Below are 13,827 nucleotides of genomic sequence, written 5' to 3'. Positions count from 1 at the left end.
CCCGGCCCTGCTGGAGCCGCCTTCTGAACTCTATTGCAACTCAGCGATCGGAGCCCGCCGTCTCCCAGACAGATGGCCAGTCACCGGGTTCCCCACCGTTGCAGGAAGGCTGGCTGTTGTAGCTGGCCAGATGGAATGTTTTCCCATCGAATTTCCAGCTACCGCTATGACCACAGTCAGCAATGCCGCGCCCGCGCCCTGAGAAAAACAGTGTGGCGGTTTCCGGGTCATACTCAGCTTCGGTAAACCAGCTAAGCGTTTCCGGCTGGTCATTTTCGCCAGGCAATGGCAGTGGTAACGTTAGCGATACCGATCGGGTGGGATCGGTACGATCGCTGATAAACAGCATACTGGAAGACTGATACGCACCAAGCCCGCAGTTAACCAACACCAGTGCCTGTTTATCATTCAGCGGCTGCGCTTCGCTGCGGTCGCGGTTCTCAGCATCCGACTCGCAGCTCTCTTTTTCCAGCAGTGAAGCATGCGTTTTGATCGCCCCGTCAATTAGTGCCTCTGCATTATCCAGCTTCACCACTTTAGGTACGTCAAAATTAAGCGCAGGGGGAGCCGGGCGAGGTGGCACCATCGCGGGTTCGTTATTACCGACCCGCAGCAGGGCGGTCTGATTTTGCAATCGACCCTGGCGTTCATCCACCAGCAGCAGTGCAGCATTAAGCCCACTGAGGGAAGCGGCATCTCCCTGCGGTGATAGTGACAGCTCCCGTGCGTTTTTACTGGCCTTAATCCACTGCTGAATCGTTGCCAGACGGGAGGAAGAAGCAACATTGAAATCATCGTCCGACGCTTTCGAGAAGGTGATATCGGTTGGCCATCGTTTGCCATCCAGCCAGATCCCTTCAGGACTATCATTACCAAATCCCTGGAATTTCAATTCAACGCTGCCATCAGGACCGGCTTTACGCTCAACAATAATGCGCAGTCCTTCATCCAGATTGCGAATATCGCAGTCGTTGAGGTTGTTGCAGGTCACCTGCCAGTTCCTGAAGACTTTTTGCAGCGGTGCATCAGGCGTTGCCGCAGTCTGCGCGGCGGATGACACGGCCGGCATCAGTACAGCGGCGATCATAAGTGCTTTTTTAAACATCGTCATATCCCTGTCGACTTTTTATGGGCGAAAAAAAACCTCGCCGAAGCGAGGTCTTTACTATGCCATAAGCAGTTGACGATTAATCGTCATTACCGCCCAGACCGGCGTTCAGCAATTCTGCCAGGCTGGCAGACGCTTCATCAGCAGTGACGACTGGCACGACTGGTGCCTCGCCCGCAGCTTTACGACGCATACGATCCTGGTGATAAGCGTAACCGGTACCGGCTGGGATCAGACGGCCAACGATAACGTTCTCTTTCAGGCCGCGCAGTTCGTCGCGTTTGCCCGCAACGGCTGCTTCGGTCAGTACGCGCGTGGTTTCCTGGAACGATGCCGCAGAGATAAACGACTCGGTTGCCAGGGAAGCTTTGGTAATACCCAGCAGGTCTCGTGCAAATGTTGCAGAGATTTTGCCGTTAGCTTCCAGCTCGCGGTTAGCGATCTTAACGCGTGAGAATTCAACCTGCTCACCGTCGAGGAAGTCGGTGCTTCCTGCGCTGGCAATGGTCGCTTTACGCAGCATCTGACGAACGATAACTTCAATGTGCTTATCGTTAATCTTAACGCCCTGCAGGCGGTAAACTTCCTGCACTTCGTTAGTGATGTAGCGGGTCACCGCATGCACGCCACGCAGACGCAGAATGTCATGTGGAGACTCTGGACCATCGGAAACAACGTCACCGCGCTCTACGCGTTCACCTTCGAACACGTTCAGCTGACGCCATTTCGGAATCATCTCTTCGTAATGATCGCTACCGTCGATTGGCGTGATCACCAGACGACGTTTGCCTTTGGTTTCTTTACCGAAGGAGATAATACCGCTGATCTCAGCCAGGATTGCCGGCTCTTTCGGACGACGGGCTTCGAACAGGTCAGCAACGCGTGGCAGACCACCGGTGATGTCCTTGGTACCGCCAGATTCCTGCGGAACACGCGCCAGGGTGTCACCAGAACTGATCTTGATGCCATCTTCCAGCTGAACAATCGCTTTACCCGGCAGGAAGTACTGAGCTGGCATATCAGAGCCAGGGATCATTACGTCGTTACCGTTGGCATCAACGATTTTCAGTGCCGGACGCAGATCTTTAGCACCGGCAGTACGTTCCGCACTGTCCAGGATAACCAGTGAGGACAGACCGGTCAGGTCATCCGTCTGGCGGGTAATGGTCTGGCCATCGATCATGTCAGTAAAGCGGATGAAACCGCTGACTTCGGTGATAACCGGCATGGTGTGTGGATCCCAGTTTGCTACGGTCTCGCCCGCTGCAACCTGCTCGCCGTCACCTTTCGCCATGGTTGAACCGTAAGGAACTTTATAGCTCTCTTTCGTACGACCGAATTCATCGATCATCTTCAGCTCGGTGTTACGTGAAGTAACAACCAGCTTGCCAGCGGAGTTGGTTACCGACTTAGCGTTAGAGAGTTTAATCGTACCTTTGTTCTTAACCTGGATGCTGGATTCAGCAGCCGCACGAGATGCCGCACCACCGATGTGGAAGGTACGCATCGTCAGCTGTGTACCCGGCTCACCGATTGACTGTGCAGCGATAACACCGATCGCTTCACCTTTGTTGATGATGTGGCCACGCGCCAGGTCACGACCGTAGCAGTGGGCGCACACGCCGAAGTCGGTTTCGCAGCTTACTACGGAACGTACTTTCAGGCTGTCAACAGAGTGTTCTTCCAACAGGTCACACTGTGCTTCGTGCAGCAGCGTATTACGCGGCAGCAGGATATCAGCGGTGCCCGGCTTGATCACGTCTTCTGCGGTCACACGACCGAGTACGCGCTCACGCAGTGGCTCTTTAACATCACCACCCTCGATAACCGGAGTCATCATGATACCTTCGTGGGTACCACAGTCATCTTCGGTTACAACCAGGTCCTGCGCTACGTCAACCAGACGACGCGTCAGGTAACCGGAGTTCGCGGTTTTCAGTGCGGTATCCGCCAGACCTTTACGCGCACCGTGAGTAGAGATGAAGTACTGGAGTACGTTCAGACCTTCACGGAAGTTCGCGGTGATTGGCGTTTCGATGATTGAGCCGTCAGGCTTAGCCATCAGACCACGCATACCGGCCAGCTGACGAATCTGTGCAGCAGAACCACGCGCACCGGAGTCGGCCATCATAAAGATGCTGTTGAAGGAAACCTGACGCTCTTCCACACCGTCACGGTTAATCACCAGTTCGGTAGACAGGTTTTCCATCATCGCTTTAGCAACGCGTTCGTTGGCCGCAGCCCAGATATCGATCACTTTGTTATAGCGTTCGCCAGCGGTAACCAGACCAGACTGGAACTGCTGCTGGATTTCAGCCACTTCCGCTTCCGCTTCGGTGATGATTTCCACTTTCTTCTCTGGGATCACCATGTCGTCGATACCAACAGACGCACCTGAACGTGCCGCATAGGCAAAGCCGGTGTACATGGTCTGGTCAGCAAAGATAACGGTCGGCTTCAGGCCCAGGATGCGGTAACAGGTGTTCAGCATCTTAGAGATAGCTTTCTTACCCAGCGCCTGGTTGACGATGGAGTAAGGCAGACCTTTTGGTACGATCATCCACAGGATGGCGCGACCAATGGTGGTGTCGATGATGCTGGTTTTAGAAACCCACTCATCCTGCTCGTTTTTCTCGTGCTCGGTGATACGCACCTTCACGCGAGCGTGCAGCGAAGCGAGGCCGGCGCGGTAAACGCGTTCAGCTTCTTTCGGACCGGTCAGTACCATGCCTTCGCCTTTGGCGTTAACACAGTCACGGGTCATGTAGTACAGACCCAGTACAACGTCCTGAGAAGGAACGATGATTGGCTCACCGTTCGCTGGAGACAGGATGTTGTTGGTAGACATCATCAGCGCACGCGCTTCCAGCTGGGCTTCCAGCGTCAGCGGTACGTGAACAGCCATCTGGTCACCATCGAAGTCGGCGTTGTATGCCGCACAAACCAGCGGGTGCAGCTGAATCGCTTTACCTTCGATCAGTACTGGCTCAAACGCCTGGATGCCCAGACGGTGCAGTGTTGGTGCACGGTTCAGCAGGACCGGGTGTTCGCGGATAACTTCGTCCAGGATATCCCAAACGACAGCTTCTTCACGCTCAACCATCTTCTTAGCGGCTTTAATGGTGGTAGCAAGACCACGCAGTTCCAGCTTGCCGTAGATGAACGGTTTGAACAGCTCCAGTGCCATTTTCTTCGGCAGACCGCACTGATGCAGACGCAGGTATGGACCTACGGTGATAACCGAACGACCGGAGTAGTCAACACGCTTACCGAGCAGGTTCTGACGGAAACGACCCTGCTTACCTTTGATCATATCGGCCAAAGATTTCAGAGGACGTTTGTTAGAACCGGTGATCGCACGACCGCGACGGCCGTTATCCAGCAGTGCATCGACCGCTTCCTGCAGCATACGTTTTTCGTTACGTACGATGATATCTGGCGCAGCCAGATCCAGCAGGCGTTTCAGACGGTTGTTACGGTTGATCACGCGACGATACAGATCGTTCAGATCTGACGTTGCGAAACGGCCGCCGTCCAGCGGTACCAGCGGACGCAGATCCGGTGGCAGTACAGGCAGCACGGTCAGGATCATCCACTCTGGCTTGTTACCAGACTGAACGAACGCTTCCAGCAGCTTGATACGCTTGGTCAGTTTTTTACGCTTGGTTTCGGAGTTGGTTTCGTTCAGCTCTTCACGCAGAGTTTCACACTCTTGCTCCAGGTCCATGTTTTTCAACAGTGCCTGGATTGCTTCCGCACCCATTTTCGCGTCGAATTCATCACCAAACTCTTCCAGCGCGTCAAGATACTGCTCTTCAGTCAGGATCTGGCGCTTTTCGAGGTTGGTCATGCCACCTTCAACAACTACGTAAGATTCGAAGTACAGAACACGTTCGATATCACGCAGTGGCATATCCAGCAGTAAACCGATGCGGGATGGCAGCGATTTCAGGAACCAGATGTGCGCAGTTGGAGAAGCCAGCTCAATGTGGCCCATACGCTCACGGCGGACTTTGGTCTGCGTAACTTCAACGCCACACTTCTCACAGATCACACCACGGTGTTTCAGGCGCTTGTACTTACCGCACAGGCACTCGTAGTCTTTTACCGGCCCGAAAATACGCGCACAGAAAAGCCCGTCACGTTCTGGTTTGAACGTACGGTAGTTGATGGTTTCCGGCTTTTTAACTTCGCCGAAAGACCAGGAACGGATCATGTCTGGCGAGGCCAGAGCGATCTTGATCGCATCAAACTCTTCGGTCTTAGTTTGCGCTTTCAGAAACTTAAGTAAGTCTTTCACGGATTAGCTCCCGTCGGAGTGAGACTTCTCAGGGATGCCCTGCCGCAGCGGGGCACCCTGTAACCAGTACAGCAGATGCGAATAACCTCAGGGGTTACTCGTCTTCGAGCTCGATGTTAATACCCAGCGAGCGAATCTCTTTCAACAGTACGTTGAAGGATTCTGGCATGCCCGGTTCCATCTGATGGTTGCCGTCGACGATGTTTTTATACATCTTCGTACGACCATTCACGTCATCAGACTTAACGGTAAGCATTTCCTGCAGGGTATATGCCGCGCCGTATGCTTCCAGCGCCCACACTTCCATCTCACCGAAGCGCTGACCACCGAACTGAGCTTTACCACCCAGCGGCTGCTGAGTAACCAGGCTGTAAGAACCGGTAGAACGTGCATGCATTTTGTCATCAACCAGGTGGTTCAGCTTCAGCATGTACATATAACCAACGGTAACCTGACGCTCGAACTGTTCACCGGTACGACCATCGAACAGGGTAATCTGACCGGAAGAAGGCAGGCCGCCGAGCTGCAGCAGCTCTTTGATCTCGCTCTCTTTCGCGCCGTCAAACACTGGCGTTGCGATTGGCATACCTTTTTTCAGGTTCTCAGCCAAGCGCAGAACTTCGTCGTCGGTGAAGGTGTTCAGGTCAACTTTCTGGCGGATATCCGTACCCAGATCGTATGCACGCTGAATAAACTCACGCAGCTTAGACACTTCTTCCTGCTTCTTAAGCATAGCGTTGATTTTCTCGCCGATGCCCTTCGCAGCCATACCCAGGTGGGTTTCAAGAATCTGACCGATGTTCATTCGTGATGGAACGCCCAGCGGGTTCAGTACGATATCGACCGGCGTACCGTTCTCATCGTATGGCATATCTTCGATCGGGTTGATCTTGGAGATAACACCTTTGTTCCCGTGACGGCCTGCCATTTTGTCACCAGGCTGGATCTGACGTTTAACGGCCAGATACACTTTCACGATTTTCAGCACGCCAGGTGCCAGGTCATCGCCCTGAGTGATTTTGCGGCGCTTAGCTTCGAGTTTCTTCTCAAACTCGTGCTTCAGCTCGTCGTACTGCTCGGCCAGCTGTTCCAGCTGGTTTTGTTTTTCTTCGTCGGTCAGGCCCAGTTCCAGCCAGCGCTCGCGAGGCAGCTTGTCCAGTTTGTCCGCTTCCACACCGCCGGAAACCAGCAGGTATTGAATACGGCTGAACAGGCCAGCTTCGAGGATCTGCAGTTCTTCAGACAGGTCTTTTTTCGCCTGCTTCAGCTGCATTTCTTCGATTTCCAGCGCACGCTTGTCTTTTTCCACGCCATCGCGGGTGAAGACCTGAACGTCGATAACGGTACCAGACACGCCGTTCGGTACGCGCAGAGAAGAGTCTTTAACGTCAGACGCTTTCTCACCGAAGATCGCACGCAGCAGTTTCTCTTCTGGCGTCAGCTGGGTTTCACCTTTTGGCGTAACCTTACCAACCAGAATATCACCACCGGTCACTTCCGCACCGATATACACGATACCGGATTCATCCAACTTGGAGAGTGCAGCTTCACCCACGTTAGGGATGTCAGCGGTGATCTCTTCTGGCCCCAGCTTGGTGTCACGAGACACGCACGCCAGTTCCTGGATGTGGATAGTGGTGAAGCGATCTTCCTGAACCACGCGCTCGGAGACCAAAATGGAGTCTTCGAAGTTGTAGCCGTTCCACGGCATGAACGCGACGCGCATGTTCTGACCCAGTGCCAGTTCGCCCAGATCCGTTGAAGGACCGTCGGCCAGCACATCACCACGTTCAATTGGCTCACCCAGGTTCACGCAAGGCATCTGGTTGATGCAGGTGTTCTGGTTAGAACGGGTGTATTTGGTCAGGTTGTAGATGTCGATACCGGCTTCGCCCGGATACATTTCGTCTTCGTTAACTTTGATAACGATACGAGAAGCATCAACGTACTGAACGGTACCACCACGTTTCGCTACGGCTGTAACACCGGAGTCAACCGCTACCGCGCGTTCCATACCGGTACCAACCAGCGGCTTATCAGCGCGCAGAGTTGGAACCGCCTGACGTTGCATGTTTGCACCCATCAATGCGCGGTTGGCGTCATCGTGCTCCAGGAACGGGATCAGTGACGCACCGACGGAAACCACCTGTTGGGTGGAAACGTCCATGTAGTCAACCTGATCGCGGCTGAACAGGCTCGATTCGCCTTTGCTACGGCAGGTCACCAGGTCGTCTACGAAGTGACCTTCGTCGTCGAGGTTGGTGTTTGCCTGAGCGATAACGTAGTTACCCTCTTCGATTGCAGAGAGGTAATGAATTTCGTCGGTCACCACACCTTCGCGCACGCGACGGTACGGGGTTTCCAGGAAACCATACTCGTTGGTCTGTGCGTACACGGACAGCGAGTTAATCAGACCGATGTTTGGACCTTCAGGCGTTTCGATTGGACATACGCGACCGTAGTGAGTCGGGTGTACGTCTCGAACTTCAAAGCCTGCGCGCTCACGGGTCAGACCGCCCGGGCCAAGTGCAGAGATACGACGCTTGTGCGTGATCTCAGACAGCGGGTTGTTCTGGTCCATAAATTGGGAAAGCTGGCTGGAACCAAAGAACTCTTTCACTGCCGCAGAGATTGGCTTGGCGTTGATCATATCCTGTGGCATCAGGGTATCCAGATCGCCCAGAGACAGACGCTCTTTCACCGCACGCTCAACGCGGACCAGACCTACGCGGAACTGGTTTTCTGCCATTTCGCCAACGGAACGGATACGACGGTTGCCGAGGTGGTCGATATCATCCACTTCGCCAATACCGTTACGGATACCGATGAGCTTCTTCATCACCTGAATGATGTCGTCTTTGCTCAGGATACCGGAACCTTCGATCTCGTCACGCATCAGAGAACGGTTGAACTTCATACGGCCAACCGCTGACAGATCGTAGCGGTCTTCAGAGAAGAACAGGTTCTCAAACAGGTTTTCGGCCGCTTCACGCGTTGGTGGCTCGCCAGGACGCATCATACGGTAGATCTCAACCAGCGCGCTCAGGCGATCGCTGGTTGGGTCAACGCGCAGCGTCTCAGAGATATACGGGCCGTGATCCAGGTCGTTGGTGAACAGGGTTTCAATGCGTTTGTGACCGGACTGGCTCAGTTTAGCCAGAAGATCCAGGGACAGCTCCATGTTCGCCGCAACCAGCAGCTCGCCGGTGCTTTCGTCGATGTAATCTTTAGCAACGACTTTACCCGCGATGTATTCAACAGGTACTTCGATATGTGCAACGCTGTCTTTTTCAAGCTGACGAATGTGGCGCGCAGTAATACGGCGGCCTTTCTCAACGTAGACAGTACCGTTAGATTCGATATCGAACGAGGCCGTTTCACCGCGGAGGCGCTCAGGGATCAGCTCCATCTGCAGCTTATTGTCGCGGATCTGATAAACCACTTTGTCGAAGAACAGATCGAGGATCTGCTCAGTGGTGTAAGTCAGCGCGCGCAGAATGATGGTCGCAGGCAGCTTACGACGGCGGTCGATACGGACGAACAGGTTGTCTTTCGGGTCAAACTCGAAGTCCAACCATGAACCACGGTAAGGAATGATACGTGCGTTATACAGCACTTTACCCGACGAGTGGGTTTTACCCTTATCGCTGTCGAAGAAGACACCAGGGCTACGATGCAGCTGAGAAACGATAACGCGCTCAGTACCGTTGATAACAAAGGTACCGTTATCGGTCATGAGTGGAATTTCACCCATGTACACTTCTTGTTCTTTGATGTCTTTGACTGTGCCTTCCGGCGCTTCGCGCTCGTAGATCACCAGGCGCAGTTTTACGCGCAGAGGTGCAGAGTACGTGACGCCACGAATCTGACACTCTTTCACATCAAATACAGGTTCGCCTAAACGGTAGCTGACGTACTGCAGCTCAGAGTTACCGCTATAGCTTTGGATTGGGAATACGGACCGGAATGCTGCTTCCAGACCATACTGACCTTCCGGATCTTGCTCGATAAACTTCTGGAACGAGTCAAGCTGGATAGAAAGGAGATATGGAATGTCCAGAACTTGTGGACGTTTTCCAAAATCCTTACGAATGCGTTTTTTCTCGGTATAGGAGTAAACCATTGGGTTCCTCAGCTCGCTGAAAAGTAGAACCTTTCTGTCCGTCCAGTGGGGACAGTTCATGCAACGCTGTTTTGTGTTGTGCAAAAGGTAGAACACCTTTTGTAATACCTCTTTCTATCACGCTTAAATCATTTCGTTGCTTTTGTCTGGACAGAGGGTCCATGCAGGAAAGCAGTATATTAAGTCGTCGATAGAGAAAGATATTAAGCAAATCAATGGCTAAACAGTGTGAAATACCATTGATGCTTTAGAGCGCAAAAAGGCTGGTGACCAAAAAGTCACCAGCCATCAGCCTGGAACTACTTAAACCCAGGCTGCAACCTGAAAGGTTGGCTTATTTAACTTCAACTTCTGCGCCAGCTTCTTCCAGTACTTTCTTCAGAGCTTCTGCGTCGTCTTTGCTGATGCCTTCTTTCAGGGCAGCAGGTGCAGACTCAACCAGGTCTTTGGCTTCTTTCAGGCCCAGACCAGTTGCGCCACGTACGGCTTTGATTACGGCAACTTTGTTAGCGCCGATAGCTTTCAGTACAACGTCGAACTCAGTTTTTTCTTCAGCAGCTTCTACTGGGCCAGCAGCAACAGCTACAGCTGCAGCAGCAGACACACCGAACTTCTCTTCCATAGCGGCGATCAGTTCAACTACTTCCATTACAGACAGAGCTGCAACAGCTTCAATGATTTGGTCTTTAGTGATTGACATTTGTTGTTCCTAAAATTCAGAAAAAGTTTATACGTTAGCAAGTAAGCGTGACAAGAAAGGCTGATTAAGCAGCTTCTTTCTGATCGCGTACAGCGGCCAAAGTGCGAACCAGTTTGCCGGCAGCGGCTTCTTTCATGGTTGCCATCAGGCGTGCAATTGCTTCATCGTAAGTTGGCAGAGTTGCCAGGCGGTCGATCTGAGCCGCACTGATCAGCTCGCCTTCAAAGGCTGCAGCTTTAACCTCAAATTTTGCATTCGCTTTCGCGAACTCTTTGAACAGACGAGCAGCAGCGCCCGGGTGTTCCATAGAGTATGCAATCAAGGTTGGACCGGTTAACGTGTCTTTCAGGCACTCGAACTGAGTACCTTCAACGACGCGGCGCAGCAGGGTGTTACGAACAACACGCATGTATACGCCAGCCGCACGACCTGCTTTACGCAGTTCGGTCATTTTATCTACGGTAACGCCACGAGAATCCGCAACTACCGCAGACAGCGCGCCTTTGGCTACTTCGCTGACTTCAGCAACAATCGCTTGTTTGTCTTGAAGATTTAAGGCCATTAGCTTGTGCTCCTGGATTTGGGCCGGGGAAGGATTTCCCCGGAACTCACTTCACTCATTTACCCGAAGGTATAAGAGCGCTCAAACACGGTGAGCAGAATCCAGTTAAGAAAAATTCTTGTCGGTTCTGTCACCGTCTACGCAGGGTATTAAGTGATCTCTTTCGCTATCACTCCTGCGGTCTTGGACGGAGGCCTGGATAAGGCCAGGCTCCAACCTAAAAATCTGTCGGTTCTGTATATTTACAGAACAACGGGCGTAAGATTCTAGATGAAAATTTCGCCCGCGTAAAGCAGATTAGTTAGCAGCAGCGTTCAGGCCAGCCTGATCAACTGCCAGACCAGCACCCATGGTGGTGGACAGGCTAACTTTCTTGATGAAAACGCCTTTCGCCTGTGAAGGTTTCGCTTTTTTCAGCGCAACCAGCAGGGATTCCAGGTTTTCTTTCAGTTTATCTGCATCGAAATCAACCTTACCGATAGTGGTATGGATGATGCCGTTTTTGTCGTTACGGTAACGAACCTGACCAGCTTTAGCGTTTTTCACTGCTTCAGCAACGTTAGGAGTTACGGTACCAACTTTCGGGTTTGGCATCAGACCGCGTGGGCCCAGAACCTGACCCAGCTGGCCAACAACGCGCATTGCATCAGGAGATGCGATAACAACGTCGAAGTTCATTTCGCCTTTCTTGATCTGGTCAGCCAGATCTTCCATACCTACCAGCTCAGCGCCGGCTGCTTTAGCAGCTTCAGCGTTTGCGCCCTGGGCAAATACGGCAACGCGAACGGAACGGCCTGTACCGTGTGGCAGTACAGTTGCACCGCGAACGTTCTGGTCAGATTTACGAGCATCAATGCCCAGGTTTACAGCTACGTCAACGCTTTCTACGAACTTGGCAGTAGCCAGTTCTTTCAGCAGAGCAACAGCTTCGTTGATGTCATACTGTTTAGTTGAATCAACTTTGTCACGGATCACGCGCATGCGCTTGGTCAGCTTAGCCATTTCTTAGTCCTCTACTACCAGGCCCATGGAACGAGCAGTACCTTCGATTGAGCGAGTCATCGCTTCAATGTCAGCACCAGTCATGTCCGCAGCTTTGGTTTCTGCGATTTCACGTACCTGAGCACGAGATACTTTACCTACTTTGTCTTTGTTCGGCTTGCCGGAACCAGACTTGATACCAGCCGCTTTCTTCAGCAGTACTGCTGCAGGAGGGGTTTTGGTAACGAAGGTGAAAGAACGGTCAGAGTAAACGGTGATCACAACCGGAGTTGGAAGACCTTTCTCAAGGGATTCTGTTTTGGCGTTGAACGCTTTACAGAATTCCATGATGTTAACGCCTTGCTGACCCAGAGCTGGACCAACCGGTGGGCTCGGGTTTGCCATACCAGCTGCAACCTGCAGCTTAACGTAGGCTTGTACTTTCTTAGCCATGATAATTCCTCTATTGGGTGATAACGCTTCGTGAGAAGCTCCCCGTGATTAATATTTTACGCGCTGATTAATCGGCGCATAAAAACAAAAGGCGCGAAATTGTAGTGTAATTTCGCGCCTTTCGCAACCACCTGAACGTGGTGATCGTATAAATTTTATGCCGCCTTTCTACAAGGCATGGCAGGCTGAATCAATCAGCCCTTTTCAACCTGTCCGAAGTCCAGTTCAACCGGAGTGGCACGGCCGAAGATAGAAACAGACACCTTCAGGCGGCTTTTCTCGTAATCGACTTCTTCAACTACACCGTTAAAGTCAGCGAATGGACCATCGCTTACGCGCACCATTTCACCTGGCTCAAACAGCGTTTTCGGACGCGGCTTATCACCAACCTGCTGCAGGCGGTTCATAATCGCGTCGACTTCTTTGTCGCTAATCGGCGCAGGACGATCGGACGTACCGCCGATGAAGCCCATTACGCGCGGCACACTGCGCACTAAGTGCCAGCTGGCGTCATTCATCACCATCTGAACCAGAACGTAGCCCGGGAAGAACTTGCGCTCGCTTTTGCGACGCTGGCCACCACGGATTTCAACCACTTCTTCGGTTGGAACCATGACATCGCCAAACAGCTCTTCCATGTTGTGTAACTTGATATGCTCACGCAGCGACTGTGCTACGCGGCCTTCAAAACCGGAAAACGCCTGAACGACGTACCAGCGCTTCTTTGGAGCTTCAGACATCTCAGAACCTCAGGCCAGTGATAAACGATACCAGACGGACCAGAATACCATCCAGTCCCCACAAAATCAGTGACATCACGGCAGTCACCGCGGCAACGATTAAGGTGGTGTGCAACGTTTCCTGACGAGTAGGCCAGATCACTTTACGAACTTCAGTACGCGCTTCACGAGCGAAAGCCAACGTTGCTTTACCCTTAGCGGTCAGCAGGGCAATGCCAGCTGCTGCTGCAATCAGTACAACGACGGCCAATGCACGCAGCGGTAATGTTACTTCACGATAGTAGTAGTTACCCACGATAGCGACAACCAACAGTAACGCTACGCCTAACCACTTTATCGCTTCCAGGCCGCGCCCGCTGCCTTGAGCTTCGGTATTAGCACTCATAACCAACCTGCCACAATAAATCAGAAACACTTTTGCCTCGGATAACGAGGCAACCGAACCGAATAATACTGTCATACCCGCAGGTATAGGCGTAACTCGGCATATTATATGACGCCGTGCTACAGAGCCTGCCTCAGCAATGATTATGAATCATAATCACAGATGAGTCAGGTTCTATGTTACAGCGTGCAAAAAGGGCATCAAATGATGCCCCTTTCTTGTGCGTTGCGTCAAATATTATCAGCGATTAAGCGATAACTTTAGCAACAACACCCGCACCAACAGTACGGCCGCCTTCGCGAATTGCGAAACGCAGACCGTCGTCCATTGCGATTGGTTTGATCAGTTCAACAACCAGTTTAATGTTGTCGCCTGGCATGACCATCTCAACGCCTTCTGGCAGTTCGATGGTACCGGTCACGTCAGTTGTACGGAAGTAGAACTGTGGACGGTAGCCTTTGAAGAATGGGCTATG

9 protein-coding genes and 1 pseudogene are annotated in these 13,827 nt (G+C 52.4%); all 10 read right to left on the bottom strand.

What is annotated here, in order from left to right; all coding sequences use genetic code 11:
• Positions 1-40: 40 nt before the first annotated feature.
• Positions 41-1,105 carry a DUF1176 domain-containing protein gene (locus tag EC836_RS24095; RefSeq protein ID WP_158612812.1) on the bottom strand — a complete coding sequence of 355 codons (1,065 nt, stop codon included), beginning with the start codon at positions 1,103-1,105 and terminating at the stop codon, positions 41-43.
• Between the two features lie 82 nt (positions 1,106-1,187).
• Positions 1,188-5,408: a DNA-directed RNA polymerase subunit beta' gene (gene rpoC / locus EC836_RS24090; protein WP_123337912.1), complete on the bottom strand. Its 4,221-nt coding sequence runs from the start codon at positions 5,406-5,408 to the stop codon at positions 1,188-1,190.
• A gap of 94 nt (positions 5,409-5,502) precedes the next feature.
• Positions 5,503-9,531 (bottom strand): DNA-directed RNA polymerase subunit beta, encoded by a 4,029-nt coding sequence (rpoB, locus tag EC836_RS24085; protein WP_123337910.1) that lies wholly within the window; start codon positions 9,529-9,531, stop codon positions 5,503-5,505.
• A 334-nt stretch (positions 9,532-9,865) separates the two neighbouring features.
• Positions 9,866-10,231, bottom strand: coding sequence for a 50S ribosomal protein L7/L12 (gene rplL / locus EC836_RS24080; RefSeq protein ID WP_123337908.1), 366 nt, complete (start codon positions 10,229-10,231; stop codon positions 9,866-9,868).
• Positions 10,232-10,295: 64 nt separating this feature from the next.
• Positions 10,296-10,793 (bottom strand): 50S ribosomal protein L10, encoded by a 498-nt coding sequence (rplJ, locus tag EC836_RS24075; RefSeq protein ID WP_105595695.1) that lies wholly within the window; start codon positions 10,791-10,793, stop codon positions 10,296-10,298.
• 297 nt (positions 10,794-11,090) lie between these two features.
• Positions 11,091-11,795: a 50S ribosomal protein L1 gene (gene rplA / locus EC836_RS24070; RefSeq protein WP_123337905.1), complete on the bottom strand. Its 705-nt coding sequence runs from the start codon at positions 11,793-11,795 to the stop codon at positions 11,091-11,093.
• Between the two features lie 3 nt (positions 11,796-11,798).
• The gene (gene rplK / locus EC836_RS24065) at positions 11,799-12,227 is read right to left on the bottom strand and encodes a 50S ribosomal protein L11 (RefSeq protein WP_012439921.1); all 429 of its coding nucleotides are present in this window, start codon (positions 12,225-12,227) and stop codon (positions 11,799-11,801) included.
• 194 nt (positions 12,228-12,421) lie between these two features.
• Positions 12,422-12,967, bottom strand: a complete 546-nt coding sequence (nusG, locus tag EC836_RS24060) for a transcription termination/antitermination protein NusG (protein ID WP_052902641.1) — start codon at positions 12,965-12,967, stop codon at positions 12,422-12,424.
• Between the two features lies 1 nt (position 12,968).
• Entirely contained in the window at positions 12,969-13,352 is a 384-nt protein-coding gene (gene secE, locus EC836_RS24055; protein ID WP_105595698.1) for a preprotein translocase subunit SecE, read from the bottom strand.
• A gap of 247 nt (positions 13,353-13,599) precedes the next feature.
• Positions 13,600-13,827, bottom strand: a pseudogene (gene tuf / locus EC836_RS24050) (elongation factor Tu); the annotation flags it as partial.

This window comes from Erwinia sp. JUb26, assembly GCF_003751505.1.
Taxonomy (GTDB): Bacteria; Pseudomonadota; Gammaproteobacteria; order Enterobacterales; family Enterobacteriaceae; genus Erwinia.
The sequence above is the reverse complement of the archived record's forward strand: the minus strand, read 5'-3'. Positions and strand labels throughout refer to the sequence as shown.

Coding starts and splice junctions, on each gene's coding strand:
- EC836_RS24095 (WP_158612812.1), bottom strand. CDS start 1,105: ATGTTTAAAAAAGCACTTATGATCGCCGCTGTACTGATGCCGGCCGTG.
- rpoB (WP_123337910.1), bottom strand. CDS start 9,531: ATGGTTTACTCCTATACCGAGAAAAAACGCATTCGTAAGGATTTTGGA.
- rplL (WP_123337908.1), bottom strand. CDS start 10,231: ATGTCAATCACTAAAGACCAAATCATTGAAGCTGTTGCAGCTCTGTCT.
- rplJ (WP_105595695.1), bottom strand. CDS start 10,793: ATGGCCTTAAATCTTCAAGACAAACAAGCGATTGTTGCTGAAGTCAGC.
- rplA (WP_123337905.1), bottom strand. CDS start 11,795: ATGGCTAAGCTGACCAAGCGCATGCGCGTGATCCGTGACAAAGTTGAT.
- rplK (WP_012439921.1), bottom strand. CDS start 12,227: ATGGCTAAGAAAGTACAAGCCTACGTTAAGCTGCAGGTTGCAGCTGGT.
- nusG (WP_052902641.1), bottom strand. CDS start 12,967: ATGTCTGAAGCTCCAAAGAAGCGCTGGTACGTCGTTCAGGCGTTTTCC.
- secE (WP_105595698.1), bottom strand. CDS start 13,352: ATGAGTGCTAATACCGAAGCTCAAGGCAGCGGGCGCGGCCTGGAAGCG.